This window comes from Streptomyces sp. 35G-GA-8 (assembly GCF_023534745.1).
In the GTDB taxonomy this organism is placed as follows: Bacteria; Actinomycetota; Actinomycetes; order Streptomycetales; family Streptomycetaceae; genus Streptomyces.
The window spans coordinates 74,968-100,618 of sequence record NZ_JAMHJQ010000001.1 but is presented as its reverse complement, the minus strand read 5'-3'; the positions used below and the strand labels follow the sequence as shown (position 1 = coordinate 100,618).

Annotated in this window: 21 protein-coding genes, 1 tRNA gene and 4 pseudogenes; 9 read left to right on the top strand and 17 right to left on the bottom strand. The window is 68.6% G+C overall.

What is annotated here, in order from left to right; translation table 11 throughout:
- Position 1: 1 nt before the first annotated feature.
- On the bottom strand, positions 2 to 3,400 hold the full coding sequence (locus tag M1203_RS00430) for a ThuA domain-containing protein (RefSeq protein WP_249947403.1): 3,399 nt from the start codon (positions 3,398 to 3,400) through the stop codon (positions 2 to 4).
- Between the two features lie 420 nt (positions 3,401 to 3,820).
- On the bottom strand, positions 3,821 to 4,678 hold the full coding sequence (locus M1203_RS00425) for an aldo/keto reductase (RefSeq protein ID WP_249947402.1): 858 nt from the start codon (positions 4,676 to 4,678) through the stop codon (positions 3,821 to 3,823).
- 169 nt (positions 4,679 to 4,847) lie between these two features.
- Between M1203_RS00425 and M1203_RS00420 the strand changes: the two genes are divergently transcribed.
- Positions 4,848 to 5,762: a LysR family transcriptional regulator gene (locus tag M1203_RS00420; RefSeq protein WP_249947401.1), complete on the top strand. Its 915-nt coding sequence runs from the start codon at positions 4,848 to 4,850 to the stop codon at positions 5,760 to 5,762.
- A 67-nt stretch (positions 5,763 to 5,829) separates the two neighbouring features.
- Here M1203_RS00420 and M1203_RS00415 read toward each other — a convergent pair whose 3' ends face one another.
- The 3 genes from M1203_RS00415 to M1203_RS00405 all read right to left on the bottom strand — a co-directional run bounded on the left by M1203_RS00415 (position 5,830) and on the right by M1203_RS00405 (position 8,291).
- Positions 5,830 to 6,342 (bottom strand): DinB family protein, encoded by a 513-nt coding sequence (locus M1203_RS00415; protein ID WP_249947400.1) that lies wholly within the window; start codon positions 6,340 to 6,342, stop codon positions 5,830 to 5,832.
- Positions 6,343 to 6,587: 245 nt separating this feature from the next.
- A complete protein-coding gene (locus M1203_RS00410; RefSeq protein WP_249947399.1) occupies positions 6,588 to 7,490 on the bottom strand; it encodes a transketolase family protein in 903 nt (300 codons plus the stop codon).
- Positions 7,491 to 7,589: 99 nt separating this feature from the next.
- Positions 7,590 to 8,291, bottom strand: a complete 702-nt coding sequence (locus tag M1203_RS00405) for a transketolase (RefSeq protein WP_249947398.1) — start codon at positions 8,289 to 8,291, stop codon at positions 7,590 to 7,592.
- A gap of 150 nt (positions 8,292 to 8,441) precedes the next feature.
- Between M1203_RS00405 and M1203_RS00400 the strand changes: the two genes are divergently transcribed.
- From M1203_RS00400 to M1203_RS00390, 3 genes and pseudogenes are all read left to right on the top strand, one after another.
- Positions 8,442 to 8,515 (top strand) — tRNA-Pro (locus M1203_RS00400).
- A 115-nt stretch (positions 8,516 to 8,630) separates the two neighbouring features.
- Positions 8,631 to 9,320, top strand: a pseudogene (locus M1203_RS00395) (sensor histidine kinase); the annotation flags it as partial.
- Positions 9,300 to 9,710 (top strand): annotated as a pseudogene (locus M1203_RS00390) (response regulator transcription factor); the annotation flags it as partial. The pseudogenes M1203_RS00395 and M1203_RS00390, both read left to right, overlap by 21 nt.
- A gap of 185 nt (positions 9,711 to 9,895) precedes the next feature.
- Here M1203_RS00390 and M1203_RS00385 read toward each other — a convergent pair.
- A pseudogene (locus tag M1203_RS00385) lies at positions 9,896 to 10,012 on the bottom strand (transcriptional regulator); the annotation flags it as partial.
- A gap of 67 nt (positions 10,013 to 10,079) precedes the next feature.
- On the opposite strand from M1203_RS00385, the pseudogene M1203_RS00380 reads away from it, so the two are divergent.
- Positions 10,080 to 10,418, top strand: a pseudogene (locus M1203_RS00380) (SDR family oxidoreductase); the annotation flags it as partial.
- On the opposite strand, the gene M1203_RS38975 reads toward M1203_RS00380, so the two are convergent.
- Positions 10,399 to 11,337, bottom strand: a complete 939-nt coding sequence (locus M1203_RS38975) for a TetR/AcrR family transcriptional regulator C-terminal domain-containing protein (protein WP_249947889.1) — start codon at positions 11,335 to 11,337, stop codon at positions 10,399 to 10,401. The pseudogene M1203_RS00380 and the gene M1203_RS38975 overlap by 20 nt on opposite strands.
- 218 nt (positions 11,338 to 11,555) lie before the next feature.
- On the opposite strand from M1203_RS38975, the gene M1203_RS00370 reads away from it, so the two are divergent.
- The 3 genes from M1203_RS00370 (at position 11,556) to M1203_RS00360 (ending at position 15,084) form a co-directional block, all read left to right on the top strand.
- The gene (locus tag M1203_RS00370) at positions 11,556 to 12,800 is read left to right on the top strand and encodes an FAD-dependent monooxygenase (RefSeq protein ID WP_249947397.1); all 1,245 of its coding nucleotides are present in this window, start codon (positions 11,556 to 11,558) and stop codon (positions 12,798 to 12,800) included.
- An 11-nt stretch (positions 12,801 to 12,811) separates the two neighbouring features.
- Entirely contained in the window at positions 12,812 to 13,264 is a 453-nt protein-coding gene (locus M1203_RS00365) for a VOC family protein (protein WP_249947396.1), read from the top strand.
- Between the two features lie 875 nt (positions 13,265 to 14,139).
- Positions 14,140 to 15,084: an amidohydrolase family protein gene (locus M1203_RS00360; protein WP_249947395.1), complete on the top strand. Its 945-nt coding sequence runs from the start codon at positions 14,140 to 14,142 to the stop codon at positions 15,082 to 15,084.
- A gap of 61 nt (positions 15,085 to 15,145) precedes the next feature.
- On the opposite strand, the gene M1203_RS00355 is transcribed toward M1203_RS00360, so the two are convergent.
- The 8 genes from M1203_RS00355 to M1203_RS00315 form a co-directional block, all read right to left on the bottom strand.
- Positions 15,146 to 16,027: a hypothetical protein gene (locus M1203_RS00355; protein WP_249947394.1), complete on the bottom strand. Its 882-nt coding sequence runs from the start codon at positions 16,025 to 16,027 to the stop codon at positions 15,146 to 15,148.
- Positions 16,028 to 16,217: 190 nt separating this feature from the next.
- Complete coding sequence (locus M1203_RS00350) at positions 16,218 to 16,484, bottom strand: GlsB/YeaQ/YmgE family stress response membrane protein (RefSeq protein WP_249947393.1); 267 nt, start codon at positions 16,482 to 16,484, stop codon at positions 16,218 to 16,220.
- 195 nt (positions 16,485 to 16,679) lie between these two features.
- Positions 16,680 to 16,949: a Sec-independent protein translocase subunit TatA gene (gene tatA, locus M1203_RS00345; protein WP_249947392.1), complete on the bottom strand. Its 270-nt coding sequence runs from the start codon at positions 16,947 to 16,949 to the stop codon at positions 16,680 to 16,682.
- Positions 16,950 to 17,015: 66 nt separating this feature from the next.
- Positions 17,016 to 17,825 (bottom strand): hypothetical protein, encoded by an 810-nt coding sequence (locus tag M1203_RS00340; protein WP_249947391.1) that lies wholly within the window; start codon positions 17,823 to 17,825, stop codon positions 17,016 to 17,018.
- Between the two features lie 235 nt (positions 17,826 to 18,060).
- On the bottom strand, positions 18,061 to 18,636 hold the full coding sequence (locus tag M1203_RS00335) for a TerD family protein (protein ID WP_249947390.1): 576 nt from the start codon (positions 18,634 to 18,636) through the stop codon (positions 18,061 to 18,063).
- Between the two features lie 491 nt (positions 18,637 to 19,127).
- Positions 19,128 to 19,925, bottom strand: coding sequence for an alpha/beta fold hydrolase (locus M1203_RS00325; RefSeq protein ID WP_249947389.1), 798 nt, complete (start codon positions 19,923 to 19,925; stop codon positions 19,128 to 19,130).
- An 80-nt stretch (positions 19,926 to 20,005) separates the two neighbouring features.
- The gene (locus M1203_RS00320; protein WP_249947388.1) at positions 20,006 to 21,316 is read right to left on the bottom strand and encodes an MFS transporter; all 1,311 of its coding nucleotides are present in this window, start codon (positions 21,314 to 21,316) and stop codon (positions 20,006 to 20,008) included.
- 38 nt (positions 21,317 to 21,354) lie between these two features.
- Entirely contained in the window at positions 21,355 to 22,413 is a 1,059-nt protein-coding gene (locus M1203_RS00315; protein WP_283958032.1) for an NADH:flavin oxidoreductase/NADH oxidase, read from the bottom strand.
- Positions 22,414 to 22,563: 150 nt separating this feature from the next.
- Between M1203_RS00315 and M1203_RS00310 the strand changes: the two genes are divergently transcribed.
- Positions 22,564 to 23,184 (top strand): TetR-like C-terminal domain-containing protein, encoded by a 621-nt coding sequence (locus M1203_RS00310; RefSeq protein ID WP_249947386.1) that lies wholly within the window; start codon positions 22,564 to 22,566, stop codon positions 23,182 to 23,184.
- 138 nt (positions 23,185 to 23,322) lie between these two features.
- Here M1203_RS00310 and M1203_RS00305 read toward each other — a convergent pair whose 3' ends face one another.
- Positions 23,323 to 24,045, bottom strand: a complete 723-nt coding sequence (locus M1203_RS00305) for an alpha/beta hydrolase (protein ID WP_249947385.1) — start codon at positions 24,043 to 24,045, stop codon at positions 23,323 to 23,325.
- Between the two features lie 298 nt (positions 24,046 to 24,343).
- Positions 24,344 to 25,630, bottom strand: a complete 1,287-nt coding sequence (locus tag M1203_RS00300) for an MFS transporter (RefSeq protein WP_249947384.1) — start codon at positions 25,628 to 25,630, stop codon at positions 24,344 to 24,346.
- Positions 25,631 to 25,651: the final 21 nt, after the last annotated feature.

Below are 25,651 nucleotides of genomic sequence, written 5' to 3'. Positions count from 1 at the left end.
CTCAACGTACCTGGATCGGGACCGCGCCGGTCGTTGTGTCGCCCTTGTCGTCGGTGACGGTCAGATGCGCCGTGTACGCGCCCGGCCGTGTGTAGGTGTGGGCCGCGCTCGGCCCTTCCGTACCCGTGACCTTGGTGTTGTCACCGAAGTCCCAGTGGTACGAGGCGATGGTGCGCCCGGCCGCCGGCTTCACGGTGCTGGTGAGCTGGACGGCCAACGGTGTGTTTCCCTCGGCGGGTGTCGCCTTGAGTGACACCTTCGTGGCCGGTTTCTTCTCCACCCCGGGGCCGTTGAAGTGCAGCCAGTCGACCGCGAACAGATCCGGTTTCTCCGCCGACCAGTCCGGGTTGGTGAAGACGGCGTACAGCTTCACCGAGCCGCCGGGGTTCTTCAGCTTGACCGTGGGGGAGACCAGATTGCCGAAGCCGCCGGTGTTGGGGATGGTCACCTTCCCCAGCAGCGGTCCGGTCGGTGAGCCGTCGCGGAACTCGATGTCACCGCCGAGACCGCCCGACGAGGCGCCGACCGTCACCGACTGGATGCCCTTGAGATTCACCGGGTCGAAGGAGATCCAGTCACCGTCCTCGATCTCGGTCACCCGCTTGCCGCCCGAGGAGTCGGCGCGGTCGGCGATCACCGTGCCCTCGTGCGCGCCTCCGGTCGCGGTACGGTGCTCCGCCTCCCGGAAGGTCGTACGGAGCGTCAGCGATGTCGAGCCCGTCAGCGCGGGTACGCCCTCGGCGCCCTTGTCCTCGTACTGCGCGGTGATGCCGTAGTACAGGTTCTGCCCGGGGCCATGGCTGTCCCCGGCGTCGGTGACGATCTCCCCTGTGCAACCGGTGTAGTTGTCCAGCGGATGCAGATGGCTGTCATGGCCTAGCTGGGACTGTACGACCACCCGCGAGCAGTCGATCCGGCCGCCGGGCCCCGTCTTTCCGTCCTCCCGGTCCGTCACCTTCACGGTGAACGGGATGGTGTCGCCGAAGCTGAACATCCCGCCGTTCGGGGGCTGTTGGATGGTGACGACCGGTCTGGTGTTGCCGACGGTGATCTCCTGGACGGAGAGTGCGGTGAGCCCGTCGGGCCCGGTGACGGTCAGGCGCGCGGTGAACCGGCCCTTGTCCTGGTAGACATGGGACGGATTCGGCTCGGTGGAGTCGGTGGTCCCGTCGCCGTCGAAGTCCCACGCGTAGGTCACCGGCTTGCCGCCCGGCAGCCCAGAACCCTCGCTGGAGAAGGTCACCTTCAACGGTCCGGGGCCGCTGTCCGGGGTCGCCGTGGCCTTGGCGTCGGGCAGTCGGCCGTCGGCGACATAGTCGATACGGTAGATGCCCGAGCCCTCGTTGCTGCCGCCCCGGCCCGTACCGCTGCCGAGCCCGAAGTCGATGACGTACAGCGCTCCGTCGGGTCCGAAGTCGGCGTCGAAGGGCTGGTTCCACTTCAGATCGCCGAAGACGCCGTTGATGGAGTGGAGATCACCCGCCTTCACCGGATCGAAGCGCGGGTCGGTGAAGGTCTGGTCCTCCCGCTGGAACGAGAAGGCCTTGAACCAGGTCCTGGTCAGCTCATAGTTGAGCCATTTGCCCTCGAAGTACTCCGGGAACTTCGACGGATAGGTGTTCGCGGGGTCGTAGTCGTAGACGGGACCGCTCATCGGTCCGCCGCCGCCTGTGCCGAGTTCGGGGAATTCGGAGGAGGCGGAGTACGCGTACCAGACCGTCGCCGGCTTGGCCGCGGGCAGCTCCCGCAGACCGGTGTTGTTCGGCGAGTCGTTGACCAGCTTGGCGCAGTCGAACTTCGCCCCCGAGGTTCCGGTCGCGAAGTCGTAGTCGTTGAACGGGGTGTTGTTGCCGGTGCAGTACGGCCAGCCGTAATTCCCCGCCTCGGTGATCCTGTTGTACTCGACCGTGCCCTCGGGTCCCCGGTCGGCCACGGCCTCCCGCGCGTCCGGCCCGTAGTCCCCCATCAGCACGGCCCCGCTCAGCGGGTCGGTGGTGATACGGAACGGATTGCGCATGCCCATCGCGTAGACCTCGGGACGGGTCTTCTCCGTACCCGGGGCGAAGAGATTCCCCTCCGGGATCGAGTAGGTGCCGTCGTCCTCCGGGGTGATCCGCAGGATCTTGCCGCGCAGATCGTTCGTGTTCCCGGACGTGCCCTGGGCGTCCCAGGCGCGGCGGCCCTCGCGCTCATCGATCGGGGAGAAGCCGTCGGAGGCGAACGGATCGGTGTTGTCGCCGGTCGCGACATACAGATCGCCGTTCTTGTCGAAGGCGATCGAACCGGCCATATGGGAATTGGCCCGACCCTCACCGCGTAGCGTCGGAACGGTCAACAGCCGTTTCTCGGAGGCGGGATCGATGGTGTTCCCGGTGACCGTGAAGCGCGACAGATTGAGCCGTTTCTCGGTCTTGTCGGAGTGGAGCAGATAGAGCCAGTTGTTCGCCGCGAAATCCGGGTCGAGCGCCAGCCCGAGAAGCCCGTCGGACTGGCTCGTCATCTCCGGGGTGTAGGCGAAGTCCAGCGCGGTCGAGACCTGGAGCGTGGTCTGGTCGATCACCTTCAGCTTGCCGGTGCGCTGGATGAAGAAGACCCTGCGGTCCGGGGCGACGGCCAGCTCGAAGGGGTCGGCGAGATCGCTGGTGGCCAGCGCGGTGCGCTGGAAGGCGCCCGTCTTGGTGGCGGTGCAGTCGCCGGGCTTGTTGCCCGCGGCCCACTGGATCCCGCCCAGCAGATGCTTGCGGAACGCGTCCTCCTCGAAGGTGGACGAACTGTGTCCGCCGGCGGTGTACCAGGAGCGTCCGCCGTCGTAGTTCTGGCACCACGACCACGGCTGGTCGACGCCCTCGTCCAGCCCTTCGACGCCGTCGTTCACCTTGACCTGGGCGAGCGTGTGCACCTTGCCGGTCGGGTTGGTGCGCCAGTTGTACCACTCCTCCGTGTGTTCCCAGAGCTGAGGAAGGCCCTGGGTGGAGGGGTGGGTCTGGTCCAGCATCTTCACCCGGCCGGTCTGGATGGCGGGGTGCTTGTCGAAGATCGCGCCGACCAGCCCCTCGTACCAGTCCCAGTCGCGCTCACTGGCGGACGCGGAGTGCAGACCGACCCAGCCGCCGCCCGCTCGCACGAAGCCCTGGAGGGCGGAGCGCTGGTCGGCGTCGAGCAGATCGCCGCTCTCCGGGGTGGAGTTGGTGTTGTTGAAGACGATCGCCTGGAAGCGGGCGAGATTGTCCGTGGTGAAGGCCGCGGCGTCGTCGGTGGCCTCCACCTCGAACCCGTTCTCGCTGCCGAGCTGCTCGATCGTCCTGATGCCGGTCGGGATCGAGTCATGCACGGAGTTGGTGGTCTTGGAGAAGACCAGAACGCGGAACGGAGCCGCGTCGGCGCGGGGTGGCGCGGCCATCCCGAGGCCGAGGACGAGCGCCAGTAGCGCGCCGATGACAAGGAAGGGAGAGAAGGGGGAGTGGAACAGGGACGGTGATGGGGATGGGGATGGGGACGGGGGTCTGACGGATGACGTTCTCATGGGCGCTCCCGGTGCTGGTGAGCCGAGCTGCGGGTTAGAAAGCGCTTTCTGGAGTACGTCGCACAGCGTAGGTTCACCTGTTACAGGGGGTCAATGGGTCGGAAGGGCCCTCTGTGATACGGGAGTTGGTGCCGGTCCTCGCGCATTCCGGTCTTCGCGCATCCGGTCCTCGCGTATTCCGGTCTTCGCGCATCCCGGTTCCCGCGCATTCCGTCCGGGCATACGGCCGACCCGCCTCGGCGATCGCCCGGGCGGGTCGGTGGTGCGTGGGTTCCGTAGATCCTGACGCGGGTGTCGTCAGGCCGCGTCCAGCTCCGCCACCTCGGCGGCAGTCAGTACGAGGTCGGCCGCCCCGACCGAGTCGGTGATGGTCTCCGGACGGCTGGAGCCCGGGATCGGCAGCACCGTGGGCGACTTGGCCAGCATCCAGGCCAGGCACACCCGCTGGGGGCTCACGCCGTGAGCCTCCGCGATCCGGGCGAACGGCGCGTGCGAGGAGCCGAGTTCACCCGCGTTCTTGATTCCGCCGAACGGACTCCACGGCAGGAACGCGATGCCCAGTTCCGCGCAGAGTTCGAGCTCGGGCTCGCTGGAGCGGAAGGCGGGTGAGAACTGGTTCTGCACCGAGGCCAGCCGGCCGCCGAGAACCTCATTGGCCGACCGGATCTGATCCGGGTCGGCGTTGGAGATACCGGCCTGCACGATCTTGCCCTCATCGAGCAGATCACGCAGCGCGCCGACGGACTCCTCGTAGGGAACCTTCGGGTCGGGACGGTGGAACTGGTAGAGCCCGATCGCCTCCACACCGAGCCGGCCGAGCGACGCCTCACAGGCGCGCTTGAGGTGCTCGGGGGAGCCGTCCAGCGTCCAGGAGCCGTCGCCGGGACGCAGATGGCCGCCCTTGGTCGCCACCAGTACGTCGGCCCCCCGGCTGTGGGAGGCCAGTGCCTTGGCGATCAGGGACTCGTTGTGGCCGACGTCGTCGGCGTCCCGGTGGTAGGCGTCCGCCGTGTCGATCAGTGTCACCCCGGCGTCCAGTGCCGCGTGGATGGTGGCGATGGAGCGGGCCTCGTCGGGCCGTCCCTCGATCGACATCGGCATACCGCCCAGACCGATCGCACTGACCTCGACGGTTCCGATGCGGCGAGTCTTCATGGTGGGGAACACCCTTCCTGCTGCGATGCCCGCCGGTTCCGGCGGACTCTCTCCAGCTTTGCCCTCGACCCGTGAGACGTCCAATAGAAGAAACCGAACGCATTGAGTGATGGGGCTTCTCAATCGAGCCTGCCCGCCGTGCCGCCCCGTGCGATTAGGCTCGTATGCCGTGGAACTCCGACATCTCGAATACTTCGTCGCCGTCGCGGAAGAGCGCCACTTCACCCGCGCCGCCCAGCGGCTGATGGTCTCGCAGTCGGGATTGTCGGCCTCCGTCCGGGCCCTGGAACGTGAGCTGGGCGCCCGGCTCTTCGTGCGCTCCACCCGCAGGGTCGAGCTGACCGGCGCCGGCGAGGCCCTGCTCGTGGAGGCGGCACGCGCGCTGGCGAGCGTACGGGCGGGCCGTGAGGCGGTCGCGGCGGTGCAGGGGCTGCTGCGCGGCACCCTCTCCGTAGGCACCGAACAGTGCGTCACGGGCGTACATGTCCCGGGCCTGCTCGCCCGCTTCCGGTCGGAGCACCCCGAGGTCGAGGTGCGGCTGCGGCAGGCGGGCTCGGCCTCGCTCGTGGAGGACGTCGCGGACGGACGGCTCGACCTGGCCTTCGTCGCCGTGTCCGGGGCCGTGCCCGAGGGGGTACGACTGGTGCCCCTGGCCAGCGAGCCGATGGTGCTGCTCTGCCACCCCGATCATCCGCTGGCCGGGTCGGAGAAGGCCGAATGGGCCGAGCTGGGCAACGAGGTCTTTGTCGACTTCCACGAGGACTGGGGTGCTCGCGGCCTCACCGACCGGGCCTTCGCCGCCGCCCGCATCGAGCGGCGGGTCGCCCTGGAGGTCAATGACGTGCACAGTCTGATCGAGCTGGTCGGGCACGGTCTGGGCATCGCGGTGGTGCCTCGCCCCATCGCGCGCAAGGAGCAGGCCGCGGCGCTGCGGACCATACCGCTGGCCGGTGCGGAAGATCACCTCTGGGAAGTCTCGGCGGCCGTTCCCGAGAACCAGCGCACGGGCCCGGCCGCCCGGGAGGTGCTGTCGTATCTGACCCGCGCCGGGGCGTGCACCGCCGCCGGACCCGGCACCCCCTGACCTGGACGGGTCGTCTGACCTGGATGCGTCGTCCCGGACAGAACCGGACAGCAGACGCCCGCACGGCTCAGGGCCGCTCCAGCCACCCCCGGATGAACGCGGCCTGCCCGACATGCTGAAGATCGTCGGAGATGACGCTGACCAGCCGTACGCCGAGAGTGACGGCCGGGGTCCACGCGTCGTCGACGACCCGGCCGAGGTCCGCGTCCTTGAGCGTGCCGAGGAACTTCGCCGTCCGCTCGTGCACGGCATCGTGGTACTCGACGAGCAGTTCCCCGGAGATCCCGCCGAGCGAGGCCACGTCCTTGGCGGAGTGACCGTATCCGGTGGAGCGGCGCGAGAAAGGCAGCTCGAACCTCTCCGACCACTCCTGCGCGATCCACACCTCCTGCGTACCGGCCGCGTCGGCGATGTGATCGTCCTGGATCCGGGTGAGATGCCAGATCAGCCAGGCGATCGAATTCGCCCCGTCGTCCAGCCGTACCGCCAGCTCATCCGGGGAGAGGCCGTCCACCGCCTCATGGACCTCCTCGCGGATACGGCCGAAGGCGTCGATGAGCAGATCACCGCTCGCGGTCATGGCAGGCTCCACTTCTGTACGTCTTCCGCGCTCCGTACATCTTCCGCGGGGCCTTCGACGCGGGTGTGTCTCCGCATCGAGGGCCCCGGTCCCCTCCAGGTTCCCTCGTGCGGCCCGACGACGCGCTCCGGGGAGCCCGCCCCCGAGAGGACCGCTTGGGAAAACCCCGAGAGGTTCGCTTGGGAACGCCTCACCTACCAACCCTCACCCACGAACCGTCTCACCGAGGAACCCTTTCGGACCCCTCACGTAAGCGTCAGGAACCCCGAGATCCGCTCCCGCAGGGACGCGGCGTCGAGACCCTGCCCCGCCACATGCTCTTCCAGCTGTCCGTAACGGCGCAGCTCGCGCCGGGCCACACCGAGCCCGAGCACCCGGTGCGGGGTCTCGGACAGCGCGTCGTTGGCCGCGGCCGTCGAGGTGCCGACGAGATACGGCTCGACGACCACGACATCCGCCGTGTCCCCGCCCGCGACGGCCCGGCGCAGCGCCGCTCCGTCGAAGGGCCGCACGGTCGTCGCGTACAGCACCGTCGTATCCAGCCCCTCCGTGGCCGCCAGTACGTTGTCCAGCATCGGCCCGACGGCAACCACCACGCCGGCGCGCCCCTCGCGCACGGTGCTGAATCCACCGCTGGTCACCGGCCGTGCCCGCTCGTTGCTCTGCAGGGACAGCCGGACGTAATCCCGTCCGTCCCCGGCGGCGGCGCGCCGCAGCAGGGCCTCGGCCTCGTCGGGATGGCCGGGTACGTGCACCGCCCAGCCGTCGAGCGTGTCCATCAGCGCGACATCGCCGGGCGCCATATGGGTGAAGCCACCGGCGGGCCAGTCGTACGAGGCCCCCGCGCTGACAAGTACGCCGCTCACGCCCTGATGCCCGAAGTCGAGCTTGACCTGCTCGAAGGGCCGCTCGACCAGGAAGCTGGCGAAGGTGTGCACGATCGGCCGCAGCCCGGCGAGCGCAAGTCCGCCGCCCACCCCGACCAGCAGCTGTTCACGGATCCCGACATTGATCACGCGATCGGGATGGCGTCGCTGCGCGGCGTCGAAGCCGTCCTGGCTGATCTCGGCGAGGACGACGGCGAGCCGTGGGTCGTCGTCCAGCAGCCGGGAGGTGGTGGAGATGAAGCGGTCGCGCATGGTGTCCATGGGAAAAACCCCTCTTGATGGGTGCGTCGGCGGGTGCCGGCGGCCGGAGCCCGCGGGTGGTTTCGGCGCTCGTACGTGGCGGTGGCGCGGCGGAGGCGGTCAGGACTTGGCTTCGACACGGGCCACGACCGCCCGGGGCCGGCCGGGGTGCGGCGCGGTGAAGGCCGCGTACAGCGCCTCGTGGTCCCGGCCGTCGACGGTCTCGGCCGACCAGCCGGCCGCCTCGAACCGCGACGCGATGCCGCCCGGCCAGCCGTAGGTCGCGGACGCGTTGTCGATCACCAGTGCGTGGAGCTGATCGAGTCCCGCCGGACCCGCGTACGCGAGCGCCTCGTGATTGCTGCCCTCGTCCAGCTCCGCGTCGCCGATCAGCACCCATACCCGCGGATCGGTGAGCCCCTGGGCCCGGAGCCCGAGCACACTGCCCACGGCGAGCGGCAGCCCGTGCCCGAGCGAACCGCTGCCGATCTCGACGCCCGGGATCAGCGTCCGGTCGGGGTGATGCCCGAGCGGCGAGTCGTACGAGCCGAAGCCGGGCAGCGTCTCCTCGGCGAGGAAGCCCTTGGCGGCGAGGACCGCGTAGTACGCCATCGGCCCGTGCCCCTTCGAGAGCAGGAACCGATCCCGCTCCGGCGCGTCGACGGTCCCGGGCGACACACGCAGGACCCGGTCGTACAGCACCCACAGGGCGTCCAGCGTGGAGGTCGCCGCCGGCCCGTGCTTCTCGTCCCCCGTCATGAGGGCCAGCAGCCGGTCCAGATCCTCGTATCCCGCTGCGGAGGTCATCTCTGTCGTCGTCATGCGATCCACGGTGCAACTTCAACCACGCTTGAGGTCAAGCCCGATCTGCCCGGGAAGCGACGCCCGGAAAGCGATTCGTGACCACAGGTCCGAGTGCGGTATTGTTCTCATGCGCGTTCGGACCGGGGAAACCCCAGGTCAGACGGGCATCGGGACGTGGCGCAGCTTGGTAGCGCACTTGACTGGGGGTCAAGGGGTCGCAGGTTCAAATCCTGTCGTCCCGACTTGTGTTTTCGCAGGTCGTAGGCGGTATCGGAGAAATCCGGTACCGCCTTTCCGTGTCTCTTGGGGACCGGTTGGGGACCAGCCGGTCTAGCGGCGGTGTCCGGGGGCGCGCTGGACGGCGAGGCCATCGGCGCGCGGCGCGTCGAGGTGCGGTCCTTGCGGGAGTGGGCAGAGGGCGCGGAGCGGGAACAGACCGCACGGGAAGCGCAGGCACGGGCCCAGGAACGGAACCGTATCGCCCGGGAGACGCACGATGTGCTCGCGCACCGGATCTCCCTGGTCGCCATGCAGGCCGGGGTACTGGACCACCGCGGCGACCTGCCCGCCGAGCAGAACCATAGGCTGATCCGTGGCATCGCCGACGGCTCCCACCAGGCGCTGGAAGAACTACGAGACGTCCTCGGTGTGCTCCGCGCCGCCCCGGGCCGCCCGGAACCGCCCCAGCCCTCCCTCGACCGCATCCCGGAGCCGGTGGCCGACGCCCGTACTTCCGGACTGGAGGTCACGCTCACCAACACGGTGACGGGAGAACCGTCCGAGGTCGTGGGACGAACCTGCTACCGGGTCATCCAGGAAGGACTGACCAACGCCGCCAAACACGCCCCAGGCGCCCCCGTACACATCACCGTCGAAGGAACAGTCGGCGACGAGATGCACGTACTCGTCCACAACACCCCGGTCACCACGACGACCACTCAACCGCCGGCATCTGGATTCGGCCTGCTCGGCCTCGCCGAACGCATCACCCTCGCCGGCGGAAAGCTCAGCCATCACCCGACACCCGACGGGGACGCCGCGATCACCATGGTGGACGAGCAGCGACCGGACGTCCGTCCTGATGGACATCCGGATGCCCGGCCGTGACGGCCTCAGCGCGACCCGGGAACTCCTCACCCGGCCGACGCCGCTGTCCCCGGCGGTCACGGCACGAGTGATCGCCGCGGCCACCGGGCCGCAGTCCTCCGAGGCCCGCCGCCCGTCCCGGAAGCCGCGCGGCAACAGCTGTCCGCGCTGTCCGAACGAGAACTCGACACGGCCCGGGTCATCGCGGACGGTCTTGGCAACCCGGAGATCGCGGAGCGGCTGCACATCGGCATCGCGACCGTCAAGGCGCACACAGGCAACCTGTTCGCCAAGCTGGCGGTCGAAAACCGGGTACAGATCGCACTTCTGGTTCGCGACGCACAGGAATGACCGGCCACCCAGCACCCGGACGCCCCCACGTCTTTCCATCCGTTCACCTTGGATGATGCCGTACGGATGCACGGGGCGGTGACGCGAAGGCGGCGGCAGAACCCGCCGACCGGACCGGCGCCGCGCCCTTGCCGACGCCCCGACAGGCGGTTCGCGGGTCGGGCCGTACCGCGCCATGCCGAGTCGCGTGGCGGCAGCCGCCGTGTGATCCGGTCGAACAGCTCCTTCAGCGGTGCGCCGACGCCCCGGCCGAACTCCGTGAACCCGTAGGTGACTTGGGTCGGTGCCGTCGGCTGGACCTCGTGACCGGGGCCACCAGGAACGTGGGGCTTCCGCTGACGGGGGCGCTGGTCGAGGCGGGGCAGCAGGGGGCTCCGCCGGATCGTCCTGCTGTCTTCGCAGGGCGTGGCGACCAGGCCGTTCGGCCCGACACGGATCGCGTTGCGTGCGGTGGAGGACGCCCTGCGGGAGTCCGGTGCGGAGTGGGCCGTCCTACGGCCGGGCGGCTTCGCCCCCAACATCCTGTGGTGGGCCGAGTCCATTCGCGCGCGGCGGGTCGTCGCAGCGCCCTTCGGTGACGTCGGGGTGCCGGTCATTGACCCGGCGGACATCGCCGAGGTCGCGTCGGGCTGCTTGTTGGACGACCGGCACACCGGCACGGTGCAGCTGAGGTGCGGGGACCAATCGGCTACGCCGGCGCAGCGGAGCTGCCCCCGCGGCCGCCGACCAGTGCGGCGAAGCCGTCGAGATGGCGTTTCAGTCCGTACTCGAACAGGACGTCCAAGTCGGGTGCCGTGTCGTCGGAGATGGCTGCCAGGAGGGGAAATCTTCCGCCGGCGAGGAGCTCCCGGCGGTGGGACCGCTGAGTTTCGGACCAGCGATTCAATGTCATACCGGTGTTCCTCTCGGCCTGGGCCTCGTCGGCCTTGGACAGTCCGATGGTTACGACGAGCGCATGCAGGGTGAGCGCTTCTTGAAGTCGGACGTCCATGGGGAGATCGAGTCCGTCGAGGGCCCGCAGCGTCCATTCCGTGTGAGCCATCATGTTGGGGACCAGGACGGGGCGAGTGAACGAGACGACGTGAGGCAGCCACAGGTGCCGCCGACACAGCCGCCATTGCTGACGGGCGACGAGTTCGAGTTTGGCACGCCACCCCTTCGGACCCTCTTCAGGCAAGCTGAGATCGCCGAACACGAGGTCGGCCATCTGCATCAGCAGTTCCTCCTTGCCTGTGACGTGGCGATACAGGGACATCGGCCCGAGGTCGAGCGTGGCCGCGAGCCGGCGCATCGTCAGCGCCTGAAGCCCATCGGCATCGGCAAGTTCGATGGCGGACCTGAGGATGCGCAGCCGTAGCAACTCCTGGTCGGGCGTCTCGGCTCCCCGTGCGGTCGGAGTGGCGCCGTGAGCCGAGGGTGCCCGTTGACGGCCGGCCTGTGGGCTGACCACCGTGCCGGAACCGACATTCGCCTCGACGAGTCCCTCGTCACGCAGGGTGGCTGTCACCTTGGTCGCGGTCGCGATCGCGACACCCCACCGCTGCGCGATGGCCCGGATGGACGGCACTCGGTCACCGGGACGGAGATCACCGCTGACGATCCGGGAGCGGATCTCCGCGGCGATCACGCGGTAGGGCGGTTCGGTGTCCTGCGCTGACGGCACGTGATCCTCCGTTGACTTGGGCCCGCATCCAGGATGTCAGAGCATATTGAACTAGTTCACTTGGGTCGCCGCACTAGTTCACTATGGTCTATCAGCCCGTTCTTTTCGGAAGGCTGGGCCAATACGTTGTACGCAGAGCTGGTGCGTGTAACAGCGTATTGAAGGTCGAAGGAGATGGACGTATGGAGAATCGGGACATCCTCGTGTCAGGGGGTGGCATCGCCGGGACGGCCCTGGCGTACTGGCTAAGCCGGTACGGGTTCCGGCCGACCGTGGTGGAACGTGCCCCTGCCCCTCGCACGGGTGGCCACGTGGTCGACATCCGCGGCACCGCGCGACAGGTGATCGAACGCATGGGTCTCGTTGCGCAGGTCCAAAGCGCCGGGATCGGTGCCCGCGGCATGGCCTTCATCAATGAGAAGGGCAAGCCGGTGGCGAGGCTGGGCACCGACGTATTCGGGCCGTCCGGCGGACCCGTTGCCGAGTGGGCGCTTCTTCGCACCGACTTGGCCCGGATCCTCTACGACACCATCCGCGATGACGTCGAGTATGTCTTCGGCAATGCGATCACCAACGTGCAGCAGGACGAGCACGGCGTCACTGTCGCGTTCGAGAAGGGCGAGTCCAGACGGTTCGATCTGCTCGTGGGGGCGGATGGCGTGCATTCCGCCGTGCGTCGGCTGACGTTCGGCCCTGAGGACCGCCACGTACGTGACCTCGACTCCTTCATCGCTCTCTTCTCCCTCGCCACGGATGTCGACCTTGACGGCTGGCAGTTGATGTACACCATGCCCGGTAGCGTCGGCCGGCCCGGCAGAACAGCGGGTCTGCGCCCGTTGGCCGAACCGGGCAGGGCGCTCGCGGGGTTCTTCTTCCGCGCCCCCGGGATCGCGTTCGACCGGCGTGACGTTGCCGCGCAGAAGCGAATCGTCGCTCGCCATTTCAAGGACGCCGGGTGGGAAGTTCCGGGTTTCTTGTCGAAGATCTGGGACGCGCCCGACTTCTACTTCGACCGGGTTGAGCAAGTGCACGTCGACACCTGGTCGATCGACCGCACCGTGCTGGTCGGGGACTCCGCTTTCTGCGCTTCTCCCATGTCCGGGATCGGCACCAGCCTCGCCCTGGTCGGCGCCTACGTCCTTGCCGGCGAACTCTTCAAAGCCGGGGGCGATCACCATGTGGCCCACGTTGCGTACGAATCGGGGATGCGCGAGTTCGTCGACCGCGCCCAGGAATTCGCCCGCGCATCCGGCGACGGCGGCCTGATGCCTGACTCGCACGCGCGGATGTGGCTGCGGAACCAGTCGGTGCGGGCCCTGCCGTACCTGCCCAGACGCATTGTCGGTCGGGGTCTGGAGAAGGTTGCCGACACCGTCGTGCTCGACAGCTACATCGACCTCGCACATCCCCGAACAAACAAGCCGTAGGAGAGAACACCATGCACGTCAGCACCTTTCTGTGGCTCGACGGCCAGGCTGAAGCAGTCGCGACCTACTACACGATGCTGTTCGCCGATTCCGCGATCGGTGACATCCGGCGGGACCCGGACGGTCGCGTCACCACCGTCGACTTCACCCTGGGCGGACAGCGATACGTCGCCTTCAACGGCGGACCGCACTATCCCTTCACCCCCGCCATCTCCATGTACGCGGAGTGCGATACCCAGCCGGCGCTGGACGCCCTCTGGGCGGGCCTCACCGATGGCGGCGAGGAAGGGCCGGGCGGCTCGCTGATCGATCGTTTCGGAGTGACCTGGCAGGTCTTGCCCACGAACCTGCGGGAACTCCTCCGCAGCGCCGACCCAGCGACCGCTGAACGCGTCCTCACCGCCCTGCACGCCATGACCAAGATTGACATCCAAGGCTTGATCGACGCACATGACCAGGCATGAAACCGTACGGAAAGCGCAAACAATGAATCCCAGCCCTTCCCGGCCCGGCCGGTCCAACCAGGGCCCTCCCAGCCCCAAAGCGGCCGACTGCATGCCGCGTGGACCCTGGGACTGCTGACGACGTGGTGCGCGGAACTGACATACACCGCCGTAGCCGTCACGATCACGTGGCCGCTCCTGCCACTGTCGCTGGTGGTGTACGGCGTCGCCCCGGTTCAGTGGTGTGGTCATGCGGTGTTGTGCTCGGCCTGCTCAGTGGTCTTGCTGGTGTTCGGGCATCAGGGCGAGAAGGCGCTCCGGGATGGTGTCGCCGAAGGGCCGCCGCATGAGGTGCCTTTCTTGGGGACCAGTTGGGGACCACACGGTGTGCGCGGTAGCGCACGACAGGCCCTTCCACACACACCGTGCACCCGGATTTCATGGGAGCGCTTCGGGAGCGACGTCAAACTGTGGCTGACCGTGGGTCGCCCGATGGTGTCACTCCCGGTGAAGATCTCTGTCGATCGGAGCCGCTGCGCCGGTTGAGTGCTCGCCAGTTCGAGCCCTTGTCCGAGCCCTGGGGCGTCGGCCACGGCCGCCGTGAGCGGGCGGCAGCTCTTGGTCGGACGCAACATCGGCGACCTGCTCGATGTCGAGTTCAGGGGCGCGGAGCCAGCTCTGGAGGAACGGCTCGGCGCAACGACGATCGCCGGCCTGTTGCAGCGGATCTGGCCTCAGACCATGAGCCGAGGGATCTCAAACGCTGAGGCATGCGACGCGCACCCTGACCTGCTCAGAACGCACCAGGATAATGAGCGATGCCCCAGGACCCCAAGCAGTCGCGAGCACCGAGGCTCGCGGTCCTGCGCCCTACGACCTCGTGATCGGTCGCGCACATGTCTTCGGCGGCTACCAGGCGCTCGCCGGTCTGTACGACGTCGCCCAAGTCGGTGGGCGACCCGACGGGCGGCATCCTGGACATGCGGGCCGCAATCGCCGCGGGCACTCTGCGGGGCCCGCGACTGCTGGCGACCGGTTGCGGTATCACCGGGCGCGACGGGCATCCCGCCGCCACTGTCTTCAGCGGCAACCCCTGGGCGCGCGAGCGTTTCACGGGAGAGGTCGACAGCGTGCGGCAGATCCGCGACCTGGTGCACCACCTCGCCGACCGCAAGGTGGACGCGATCAAACTCCTGTCGGAAGGTGCGTGCGCACACTCCGGGGGGCCGAAGTACCGCTGGCGGAATCCTGCCTTTCCCGATGGTGTCGAGTTGCGACGGCTTTCCCTCGATCTCCTTCGGGCGGGTATCGAGACCGGGCACGAGCGGGGCCTTCGGGTCACCGTCCACACCACCCAGCAAGCCGCGGCACGCGAGGCGATCGAGGCCGGGGCGGACGGTCTGGAGCACGGTGTCACCGTCGAGCCCCTCACCGACCACTCGCTCATCGACCTGATGCTCGAACACGACATCACCTACACGCCCACGCTCTGGATCGACGATGCCCACCCGGACGCCCGTACCAATCTCAAGAAGGTCGCCGATGCCGGCGTGCGCATAGCCCTGGGCAGCGACACCTTCAGCGGTCGCGGCCTCTTCGGAGCCAACACACTTGAAGAGGCCGAACTCATGGTGGCGGCCGGGCTGACGCCCACCCAGGTGCTGGCCGCGGGTACCAGCGGCGCATCCCGGCAGTGCGTGCGCCCCGACCTCGGCACGGTGGCCCCCGGCAAGCGCGCCGACCTGCTCGTGCTGAACGCCGACCCCACCGCGGACATCGGCAACCTTCGCGATCTCAGCATGGTGATCCTGAACGGCGGGCTCGCCGTCGACACGACCTAGGGCCTGTGGGCGACGGCGAGCGTGTGCGGTCGGTTCAGCGATCAGGCGCGGCCGGCGGGAATCAGCGTCGCGGGACCAGGTTGGCGATCTTCCAGAGCGAGCCCGTGCCGGTCACCTGGGTGGTGTAGGCGTTGCCGTTCCGGTCCAGCTTGAAGGCGAAGAAGTTGAGGCCGCGCACACTGGCGATCTGCGTGCCCACGCCCGTGTCCGGGTTGAGGCGCGTGACCTCGTTGCCGACGGCGAAGTAGACCTGGCCGTCGGTCGCCACGGAGATGGACGTGGGCTCGTAGAACTGGGTGGCGACCGTTCTCGTCGCCCCGGTGGTGAGGTCCGTCCGTAGGATCCGGCCCGTGAACATGTCCGCGGTGTAGGCGCCGCCGCGTCCGTCCACCGCGATGCCCTGGGACAGGCCGAGGCCGGACGCGACGACACGTACAGTGCCGCTCTCCTTCACCTCGTACAGCTTGCCGCTGCCACCAGTCGCGTAGATGGTGGTGCCGCTGTGGGCGATGGCGTGCAGCGCGCCGAGCCCGGAGGCGAGGAGGCGCTGTTGTCCGGTGGCCAGATCGACCTCGCGGAGGTTGCCGTCGAAGTCTCCGACGTACGCGCTGCCGGTGCCGTCGAGGGCGATGCCGCGCAGATTGCCCAGGCCCGTGGCGACGGTGGAGCGCGCGCCGGTCACCAGATTCACCGTGCGCAGTTCGCCGTTCTGGTACGTGAGGTAGGCGTTGTCGCCTGTGTCGTACGCGGCGTCGACGGGCTCGCCGAGGCCGGTCACCAGGCTCGTGCAGGAGGACGAGGGGCAGGTGACCACGGGCACGGCGGCCGCCGAAGCAGCTGTTCCCGCCAAGCCCGCGACGGTCAGCGCCGTCAGGAGTACGGCTGCGGTATGGACTGCGGTGCGGGCTGCGGTACGGGTGCGCCAGGAGGCGGCAGAGGTCACGGCGAGTTCTCCCATCGAAAACGGACGGATCCGGCCCGGCCCGGATCCGGGTGAGGGCTGGGCCACTTGTTGGTACGGAGCACGGTCGGTACTCGTTCAACGCGCAACAAGCTTGGCCGGAACACGCCGGGGGCGGAGACGTCAGGCCGCCGCGCTCGCCCACCCCCCCACCCGCGACCGCTGCCGCGGGTCAGTCCCGGGAATTGCCGAAGAGAAGGCGGTACGCGATCAGCAGGACCAGGGAGCCGCCGATTGCCGCACCCCATGTCGCGAGATCGAAGAACTCGTTCTGTATGGGACGGTCGAGGAACTTCGCGGAGAGCCAGCCGCCGGTGAAGGCACCGGCGATACCGATGAGCGTGGTGACGATAAGCCCGCCCGGATCGCGTCCGGGCAGGATGAACTTGGCGATGGCTCCGGCCAGGAGCCCGAGGATTATCCAGCTGACGATGCCCATGACGTGGCGCTGCTTTCGTTTCGGTGTGGCGGACAACTCGGTGTGGCGGACGGCTTGGTGTGGCGGACAACTCGGTGTGGCGGACGGCTTGGTGTGGCGGACGGCTTGGTGTGGCGGAGACCGCGGCCCGGTGGACTGCCCCTACGGCAGAGACGCGCATGGAGGGGACGCGCGGACGGTGGAGTCGCGGGCTGGTCAGGGCCGCGGTGCGTCGTTGCCCGGCTGCGCGGTGGGGTGCGGGCTGGTTACGTCGCCGGGGGCGGCCCGGATGACGCCCGGGGCCGCGGTTCCGGGGGAGGGTGTTCCCTCCGCGGCCGGCGGGGTCTGGTCGGACTTCATCGCCTTGGCCTCGCTCTTGAGAATGCGCGCCGACTTGCCCATGGAGCGGGCGAGTTCGGGGAGTTTCTTGGCACCGAAGATCAATATGACGACGATGAGGATGATGGCGATCTCGCTGATGCCCATGAGTTTTCCTCTTCTCCCCGGTAGTCGGGTGGCAGGGGGTGGTGACGGCGTCTCGGCCAGGGTGGTTCAGGAGGCGTCGGTCCCGCGAGGCGCCGCGGGGCCGGTGAAGTCCGGGCTTGCGAAATCGGGGCTGGTGTAGCCCAGTTGGGTACGGCGTTTCGGGAGCGGATCGCGGGCGGTAGGGCGGGGCGGCGTCGGCTGTGCGTCGGCATCCGGGACCGGCGCCGGTGCGGACAGATGCAGTCGCTGGTGCAGGAAGGGCAGCATGCCGCGCTCCAGCAGTGCTTGTTGCCACGCAGCGCGAGCCTCGATGACGGCCGGGGCGGGCTGGTGCGGGTGCCCGCCGGGTGCGGAGCGGTGCCGTACGGCGGTGACGACCAGCGCGGCGGCCGCGATGAGCGCCGTGAGCGCCGCCAGGCCGGCGGTGAGCCAGCCGGTGCCCACCAAGGCGTCCGCGAGGGGCTGTTGGGAATCGGCCAGGCGCAGGGCGTAGCCGATGAGCAGGAATATCGCCGCCGCCATGACGGACAGGACCGGAGCGAGTACGGCCAGCGCCGCCAGCAGCCCGCGCCCGTCCTTCGAGACGTCCACCTGTTGAGGCTGTTGCGGCTGTTGCGGCTGTCGAGGACGATCGGGGAGGTGGGCCGTGGAATGCCCGGTCGTGTCCCGCAGCCGGAGGTAGACGGTGTACTCGGCGGCGGCCGCGGCTGAGATGGTCTCGGTCGCCGCCAGCGCCTGGGAGCGCAGGCGCTCGACATCGGTCCGCACGCCGGGGCGCCGCAGGGACTCGCGGATCTCCGGGGTGTCCAGAGCGCGGCACAGCACCTGCTCGAAGTCTGCTCTGTCTGCCGCCTCGTGGCGGTCGGACGCGTGCATGAGAAGTCCCCCGATCGTGTCTGCTCACGGGCCGCCGCCCGTGACTGCGGTCCTCGTCGTGCTCCCCGGACCCTCGCGGCCGGACAGGCCCGTCGCGGATGCCCGCCTGATGCCGACCTGATGCCGACGTGCCGTTCCGGTGAGGCGGCACCCCGGCCGGCGGCCGGGGTGCCGATGGCGTTGTCTTCGGATGGGCGGCCGCGGGTGCCGGGCGCCGAAGACGGGTGGTGTGGCGTCAGACGCCGACGCCGAAGTCGGCGGCGATCCCGGCCAGGCCGCTGGCGTAGCCCTGGCCGACGGCGCGAAACTTCCACTCCTCGCCGTGCCGGTACAGCTCGCCGAAGACCATCGCGGTCTCCGTCGCGGCGTCCTCGCTCAGGTCGTAGCGGGCGAGTTCGGCGCCGCCTGACTGGTTGACCACGCGGATGAAGGCGTTGCGCACCTGGCCGAAACTGTGGCCTCGGTTTTCGGCGTCGTGGATGGAGACCGGGAAGACGATCTTCGCCACGTCGGCGGGGACGCTGGTCAAGTTGACCTTCAGGGACTCGTCGTCGCCCTCGCCCTCACCGGTCAGGTTGTCGCCGGTGTGCTCGACCGAACCGTCGGGGCTCTTCAGGTTGTTGTAGAAGATGAAGTGCTGGTCGGAGAGCACCTTGCCGCTGTTGTCCACCAACAGGGCGCTGGCGTCGAGGTCGTAGTCGGTGCCGGTGGTGCTGCGCGCATCCCAGCCGAGCCCGACGAGCACGGCGGTCAGGCCCGGCGCCTCCTTGCTGAGCGAGACGTTGCCGCCCTTGGCCAGACTCACACCCATGTCGCTGTTCCCTTCGCGTGTTCCCGCACCCCGCCCCGGTCGAGGGCCGGTTCCGTGCCTACCGCTCACTTAAATCTACAGCACTGTAGAAGTTGCTGGGGGTTTCCGGGCAGGGCCTGGGGCGGCCCGGAGCAGCAGTCCCGTCGGCGCGGCCAGGGCGAGTTGGAGGCGCAGGCGCTCGCCGCGCCGCGCCGGGCCCCGGGGGCGGTCGCTGCGGTCTGGGTCCAGGAACGCCAGTGGGCCGGTCACGGCGGGAGGTGCGGCGCCGGCGGCGCGCAGGGAGACTTCGTGCGGCTCGTGTCGCAGTCCCTGTTCTTTTGAGAATCGCGAGCGCCGCCGAGCCGTCCTGAGACTGCGAGCAAGTTGCTTCGCTCAAACTCATGACTGGCGTCGGCGGCTGTGACCATCCGTCTGAATGACGTGCAACGGGTGGCCTATGGCTCACGAGCTTTCTTGGCTGTTCGTTGTGGGTAAATCGCCATACGCCGTGGCTACTTGGAGCCCACCACGCCTGCCAGAAGCTTTGCTGTGCCTTCGGGCGCCTCCACCTGGAAGTGGTGGCTGCCGAGGTCGACGAGCACGATGTCGACGCGGTCCCCGTAGCGCTCGATCGCTTCCTGATCTGTCAGTTCCCGTATCGCGAAGACGGTGATCGGCTGCTTCGTATCGCTCAGTGCCGCGTCCATGTCCCAGCGAACCAGACCGACGATGGAATGCAGGCCGGCAGGCTGCCGTACCGCGACCATCTTCTCAAAGTAGGCGTCCTTGAGGGCCTCGTCAGTTCCAGCGGGCGAACCTCCCTCGACCAGCCCCCGTACCGCTCCTTCGAAGTCCTGGCGGAAGAGGTTCTCCGTCGCCTCGACCTGCTCCGCACTCTGCGGGGGAAACAGGCCCAGGTAGTGCAGCGCATCGAGGGCCACGATGTGCGACACCTTGTCGGGCAGCTGTCGGCCGACTTCGACAGCAACCGCCCCGCCAAGAGAGTGCCCGGCGACAACGGCCGTGTCTACCGATTCCGCTTCCAGGACAGCGGCTACGTCGCGACCGAATTCTTCGATCGTCCAGACGTTCCGCGTCGACCGTGACTCGCCGTGCTCGGCGAGGTCAACGGCGATGACTCGAACGTTGTCGGGCAGGTGATCGGTGATCGCGTCGAAGTCGGTCCGATCTACGCCCCATCCATGGATGAGCGCCAGCGTCGTTCCCGAGGCGGGGCCACTGACCGTGTACCTGATGGTCGTGTGGTCATCCCGCCGAACCTCAAGATGCTTCTTTTCCTTGGTCGTCATGATCTTTCCTTGTCGAAGGTGGTGAAAAGCCGTGTTGGTTGGCGTGTGGATATCGCTGGGCAGCTGGGCAGCTGGGCAGCTCAATTGCACGGGGCGATCTCTGGGGCGATCTCCGCGGTTGTAGCTGAGCGGCGCTCCACGCGTATCTGGTTCAGACGCAGTGCCAGGGCGGAGAAAGTGATCACCGCGATCGCGAGCGCATAGATCTCCGCTGCCGTCCTCAGTCCGATGTTGGTAACGGCGATTCCTCCGAGTACGGCGGGAACGCTGTTTCCCAGGTAGTTGATGACGTTCGCAAAGGCGAACACCGCGCCGCGCTCATGCGGCTTGGCAACGCGTGCCAAGGTCCCGAAGGTGGCCAGTGCTGAGGCGCCGAAGCCGAGACCGGAGATGACGGTGCCGACGGCGGCAAGCCAGGCGAGTTCCCGCGCCACCCCGGAGAGCGATATCAGTGTGCCGATCCCGAGCAGTGCGGCCGATGGGGCCAGCAGTGTTGAAGCCGGCCTGGAGCGGAGCAGGGTTATGGCGACCGCGCCGGTGCCCGCCAGGAGCGTCACGACGACGCCGCCGATCAGGTGGCTGTGCAGCCCCAGCAACTGGGCTGCGACGGATGGGCCGAGGGAGAGGTACATGCCGGCGAGAGCCCAAGCGGCGATTCCCGCGGGCACAAGCGGCACAAGGTCCGCGCGCAGATGGGCGGGCATCGCGACCCGCGGGCGCAAGGAGGCAACGGCACCCGGGCGGCGCGGCGAGGTCTCGGGGGTCCGCGCGACCACCACCGCCGCTGCTGCCATTCCGGCGAGCAGCAGTGCGTAGACCAGCCGGGTCGGTGACGGGGCGAGTTCCACGAGCATGCCACTGCCCAGAGCACCGGCCGCGAGTCCGCTCAGGGGTGCGATGGAGGTGACGACCCCAGCCCGCCCGCGCACAGGCTCAAGGTCGACGAGCATGGCGCTCAGGGTCGTTGTCGCGGCCCCGGTCGCTACGCCCTGCAATACGCGGGCGGCGGACAGGACATATACGTTCCCCGCGACCAGGAAGAGGACCAGCGCGACCACTTCCAGCGCGATCGCGGCAGCGAGGACTGGCCGACGGCCGAGATGATCCGACAGCCCACCTACGGTCAGCAGCGAGGCCAGCATGCCGACGACATAGAGAGCGAAGACGACGGTCAGTGCCCACGCCGCGAAATGCCACTGCTCCTGATAGATCACATAGAGCGGGGACGGCGCGCTGGAAGCGGCGAGAAAGAGGATAAAAACTGCGGCTACGGCCGCAAAGGCGCCCTTGCCCGGCCCGCGGTGCGAAGCGCCGACGGACGTGTGCTCGGTCTTCGTACCGTCCGGCCTTCCGGCCCTAGGGCCCCCGGCAGCGCGATGTATGGATGGCATCGGATTTTTCCTTCACCTTTCCGTATACGGCCCTGTTCTCACAGGGCCCGGTAGTACTGAGTCGGCCAGGACGAGGGGTCGTCGCGGCGGTGGTGGAGGACGAGGTACGGATCGCGCAGCAGCGCCCTCCCCATCAGCACCGCGTCCGCCTGGCCACTCGCTACGACTTCGCCTGCCAGCGACATATCGGCGATCTGTCCAACAGGAGCGACGGGGAGACCCGACGCCTTCTTGAGCGTGTCGGCGAACTCGATGTGAACTCCTTCGCGAGCCGGCGGGCGGGCCTGCACGTCCTGCAGCAGCACACCGGAGGTGACATCAAGGAGGTCGATACCGACGGCGGCCAGTTCCTTGGCGAAAACTGCCGCTTCGTCAATAGAGACGCCACCTTCGACCCAGTCCGTGGCTGTGATACGGACGAAGACCGGCTTCTCCGCCGGAAACGCCTGTCGAACGGCCCGGGCCACGCGCAGAGGAAAACGCATTCGGTTCCGCAGGGTTCCGCCGTACTCGTCCGTCCGGTGATTGGACAGCGGGGAGAGGAACGCGTGGAGGATGTATCCGTGAGACGCCTGAATTTCGACCACCTGGTACCCCGCATGGTGCGCCATCTCGGCCGAGTGGGCGAAGTCCGCGACGGTCCGGTCGATGTCGGCGTGGCTCGCCTCCTGCGGAAGGCTCAGGTCACCGAAGGGGACTGTCGACGGCGCGATGGTGTCCCAACCGCCATCACCCACGTGCACAGGGTCGTTCTGGCCCAGCCCGTCCCAGGGAAGCTTGTGCGACCCCTTCCGGCCCGCTGCCTGGAGCTGAATGGCAGACACCGCACCCTGCTCGGAGATGAATGAGGTCAGGCGCCGGTGAGCGGCGGCCTGCTCCTCGTTCCAGAGCCCGAGGTCAGCAGCGGTGCATCGGTGGGACGGCCCGACGGCTGTGGCCTCGATCATGATCAGCCCTGCCCCGCCGACTGCCCGCGCCCCGTAGTGCACGAGGTGCCAGTCGGTCGGCTTGCCGTCCGCGGCGGCCGAATACTGAGCCATCGGGGACATCCACACACGGTTGGCGACCGTGACGTCCCGCAGTTGCAGGGGGCTCATCTCAGGGCCCACGAATGCCGGACTGGACACAGGAGGACTCACTTTCTGAGGCGCAAACCTCGCAGCGATCATTGCGTTAGCGGCTGGAGCCTAACATAAACGCAGCGAACGATGCGCCATAAAAGCAGTGGCCAGTGCAATACTGGTTACATGCCTGCTACGACATCCCCCCGCCGCACCGAAAGTCGGCCCGGCGGCCGCTCTGCCCGGGTCCGGGCGGCCGTCCACCAGGCCGTCAAGGACCTACTCACCCACGAAGCCGGTGAACTGACCATCCCGGTCGTGGCCTCTCGCGCCGGCGTGCACGCCACCACGGTCTATCGCCGCTGGGGCTCCATCGGTGAACTGCTCGCCGACGTCGCCACGAGCCGCTTCTCCGGCGACATCGTGGTACCGGACACCGGGACCCTCCGCGGCGACCTGGAGCGGTACGCGTCCGACCTGGCGAAAGACCTCTGCGACCCGGACACCCTCGCCCTGGTGCGAGCCACCATCGGCACGGGCGGAGAACAGGGTGCTGCCGCATGCCGCGGCGAACGCCAGCGGCAACTCGAAGCCATCCTTGAACGCGAGCGGGCCAGAGGCCGTGAGCGCCCGACCCTGGAGCGGACCACGGACGCCATACTCGCCCCCCTTTACTACCGGGCCGTCTTCACCGACGAGCCCCTCACCTCCGGGTGGGCATACGACCTTGTGTCTCACCTGCTGTCAGATGACAACAGCGCCGCCAAGGCACCCGACTCCGCATCCGGCAATCCGCTCGCGGAATGACGGGCCTGGCTTCGAGGTTCCCGCGGAAGTAGCCCCCTGTCGGGTGCGGCGAGTGGTGCCGGGCACTCGGGACGGCGGCACCGGCCAGGAGCGCCACCGCCCAGTGCGGCGGGTCAGGCGGAGCCGCGGCGTCCGGGCTTACCGGGCACGGCAGGTCCTGAGGTAGCTGAGGAACGATGCCTGGAGCCCGGTCACGTGGGTTTCGTGCAGGACCGCGCTGGTGACGGATCCGCTGTGTGAGGTGAGGCGGTGAAGGAACGTGGCCGCGTTCTTCGTGAGGTTCTGGTAGACCGGCACGTCTCCGAGGATCTCTCGGTCGTTGAAGGTCACGTGAAGCTTGGTGGCAGGCCGGCTGTCACCCATTGCTCGAAGATGAGCGAAGACCTGACTGTCCGCACTGACGATGCCGGGGCTGCCCGCGCCGATGCTCTCGAAGAACGTGCCGCCGGTGAGCCACGCGTAGAGACCGAAGAGTCCGCCGTAGGAATAGCCGAAGAGGCCGTGACCGCTCGGAGCTGTTCCGTAGTCCCGTTCGATCCGCGGGTGTAAGTCGGCGGTCAGGAAGTTCAGGAACACATCCCCGCGGCTGTCGCTCAATTCGGCGAGGTAGGCCTCGGCTTGCTCGCGAGTCATCGAGCCCGCCTGGACCCCCATCTCCACCGCGTCGATGAACTCCTTCGCGATGGGTTCGCCGGGGGGCACGAGGTCTCGGTTGCGCAACCGCTCCCAGTGCTCCGCTTCCTCGCCCGCGTAACCCACGCTGACTTGGACGTAGGGCTGAATCGGCTGCATGGGATCCAGTTGGGTGACGATGAGTGGGGCGGTCAGGCCCACGGCCCAGTTGCCGTCGAGCACGTACACGACAGGCGCTTGCGCGGCGGGCAGGGTCGTAGCGCGGTGGCGTGGTGACCCAGACGCCGTAGTCGTGCCCACCGCTGGAGCGCATCTCGAAGTAGTCGGTGTTGGCGAGACAGCCCTGCCACATGGTGCTCATCTGAGGTCCTTTACGACGTGGCCGGCCCGGATGACGAGGACGGCGTTGGTGGGGTCGGAGAAGAGTTCCGGGTCTTCGAGCGGGTTGCCGTTCCAACGTACGAGGTCTGCCGCTCGCGGGACGCGGTGTCTTGTGGATCTTGCCGAGCTCGCGGGCCCCGGCCCTTCAGGAGGACGCCAGGACATGGCGGTCGCGGCTCGCGCCGAAGGCCGCGACGGTCTGCGCGACGAGCACGGCGAGCAGCACGGCGACCGGCAGCGACCATCCCCCGCTCGCGGAGTGCAGCAGGCCGAGACCGAGCGGGCCGAGGCAGGCAATGAGGTAGCCGATCCCCTGGGCCATCGTCGAGAGCCGGCCGGTGTGGTGCGCGTCGGGCGAGCGGGCGACGATGTAGCCGAGGGCGAGACCGATGGCGAGGCCCTGGCCCAGTCCGAGGACGGTCATCCAGAGGTAGGCGCCCGACACGGGGGACGTGAGCAGGCCGACGAAGCCGGTCGCGCACAGCAGGGCAGCCGCCAGAGGCGCGACGAAGGCCGGGCGCAGACGCTGCTGCAGCCAGGGCGCCGCGAAGGATGCGGCCATGCCGGGGAAGCTGGAGAAGGAGAGCAGCCATCCGGCCTGGCTGTCGCTCATGCCATGGTCCTGGAGAAGCGTCGGCAGCCAGGAGAGGATCGCGTAGTAGCCGAGGGACTGCAGCCCCATGTACAGGGTCACCGCCCAGGCGGTTCGGTCGCGCCACAGCGCCCTGAGCGTGGGTGCGGCGGTATCGGCTCCTCCTTGCTTCACCGGCTCCTGTCGCCGGCGGTTCGGCGAACGCCGGTCCGGTACGAGCAGTTCGGGAAGCCAGGCGAGCGCGGCGATGAGCGACGGGATCGCCCACAGCGCGAGCACCTGCCGCCAGCTCCAGCCGGTGGCCGACTCCAGCGGGACGACCACGCCCGCGGCGAGCGCGGCTCCGCCGGACAGGGCCAGGGAGTAGCAGCCGAGCATCAGCCCGGCGCGGCCGGCGAAGTCGTGCTTGATGAGCTGCGGCATGAGGACGTTGCCGACCGCGATCGCCGCACCGGCGATCAGGGTGCCGCCGAACAGGGCGGGCACGCCCGGGACCGAGCGCAGCACAATGCCGCCGGTCAGCGCGAGCAGCGCGTACCACAGCAGGTGGTGGGGCCCGAAGCGGCGGGTGAGCCGGGGCGTGAGGAACGCGAACGCCCCGAAGCAGACGACCGGCACCGTCGAGAGGGCTCCGCCGCCGAACGATGAGAGGTGTTCGTCGCGCTGGACCTCCGTGAGTACGGGGGACAGGGACGCGACGGCGATGCGCAGGTTCAGCGCGGCCAGGCCGAACGCGAAAGCGGCTTGTACGGTGCGCGCCCCGGCCGGTCCGGGAAGGGACGGCTGCCGGGACGCCGACGGGCGGGCCGCTGGGGCCTGTTGGGTCACTGGGCTGTTCATGCCGTCCACTCTCGGGCGGAG

Coding starts and splice junctions, on each gene's coding strand:
- M1203_RS00325 (WP_249947389.1), bottom strand. CDS start 19,925: ATGACGACCAAGGAAAAGAAGCATCTTGAGGTTCGGCGGGATGACCAC.
- M1203_RS00405 (WP_249947398.1), bottom strand. CDS start 8,291: ATGACGACGACAGAGATGACCTCCGCAGCGGGATACGAGGATCTGGAC.
- M1203_RS00350 (WP_249947393.1), bottom strand. CDS start 16,484: ATGGGCATCGTCAGCTGGATAATCCTCGGGCTCCTGGCCGGAGCCATC.
- M1203_RS00335 (WP_249947390.1), bottom strand. CDS start 18,636: ATGGGTGTGAGTCTGGCCAAGGGCGGCAACGTCTCGCTCAGCAAGGAG.
- M1203_RS00300 (WP_249947384.1), bottom strand. CDS start 25,630: ATGAACAGCCCAGTGACCCAACAGGCCCCAGCGGCCCGCCCGTCGGCG.
- M1203_RS00365 (WP_249947396.1), top strand. CDS start 12,812: ATGCACGTCAGCACCTTTCTGTGGCTCGACGGCCAGGCTGAAGCAGTC.
- M1203_RS00315 (WP_283958032.1), bottom strand. CDS start 22,413: ATGAGCCCCCTGCAACTGCGGGACGTCACGGTCGCCAACCGTGTGTGG.
- M1203_RS00320 (WP_249947388.1), bottom strand. CDS start 21,316: ATGCCATCCATACATCGCGCTGCCGGGGGCCCTAGGGCCGGAAGGCCG.
- M1203_RS00415 (WP_249947400.1), bottom strand. CDS start 6,342: ATGACCGCGAGCGGTGATCTGCTCATCGACGCCTTCGGCCGTATCCGC.
- tatA (WP_249947392.1), bottom strand. CDS start 16,949: ATGGGCATCAGCGAGATCGCCATCATCCTCATCGTCGTCATATTGATC.
- M1203_RS00425 (WP_249947402.1), bottom strand. CDS start 4,678: ATGAAGACTCGCCGCATCGGAACCGTCGAGGTCAGTGCGATCGGTCTG.
- M1203_RS00410 (WP_249947399.1), bottom strand. CDS start 7,490: ATGGACACCATGCGCGACCGCTTCATCTCCACCACCTCCCGGCTGCTG.
- M1203_RS00360 (WP_249947395.1), top strand. CDS start 14,140: ATGTCTTCGGCGGCTACCAGGCGCTCGCCGGTCTGTACGACGTCGCCC.
- M1203_RS00310 (WP_249947386.1), top strand. CDS start 22,564: ATGCCTGCTACGACATCCCCCCGCCGCACCGAAAGTCGGCCCGGCGGC.
- M1203_RS00370 (WP_249947397.1), top strand. CDS start 11,556: ATGGAGAATCGGGACATCCTCGTGTCAGGGGGTGGCATCGCCGGGACG.
- M1203_RS00430 (WP_249947403.1), bottom strand. CDS start 3,400: ATGGCCGCGCCACCCCGCGCCGACGCGGCTCCGTTCCGCGTTCTGGTC.
- M1203_RS00340 (WP_249947391.1), bottom strand. CDS start 17,825: ATGCACGCGTCCGACCGCCACGAGGCGGCAGACAGAGCAGACTTCGAG.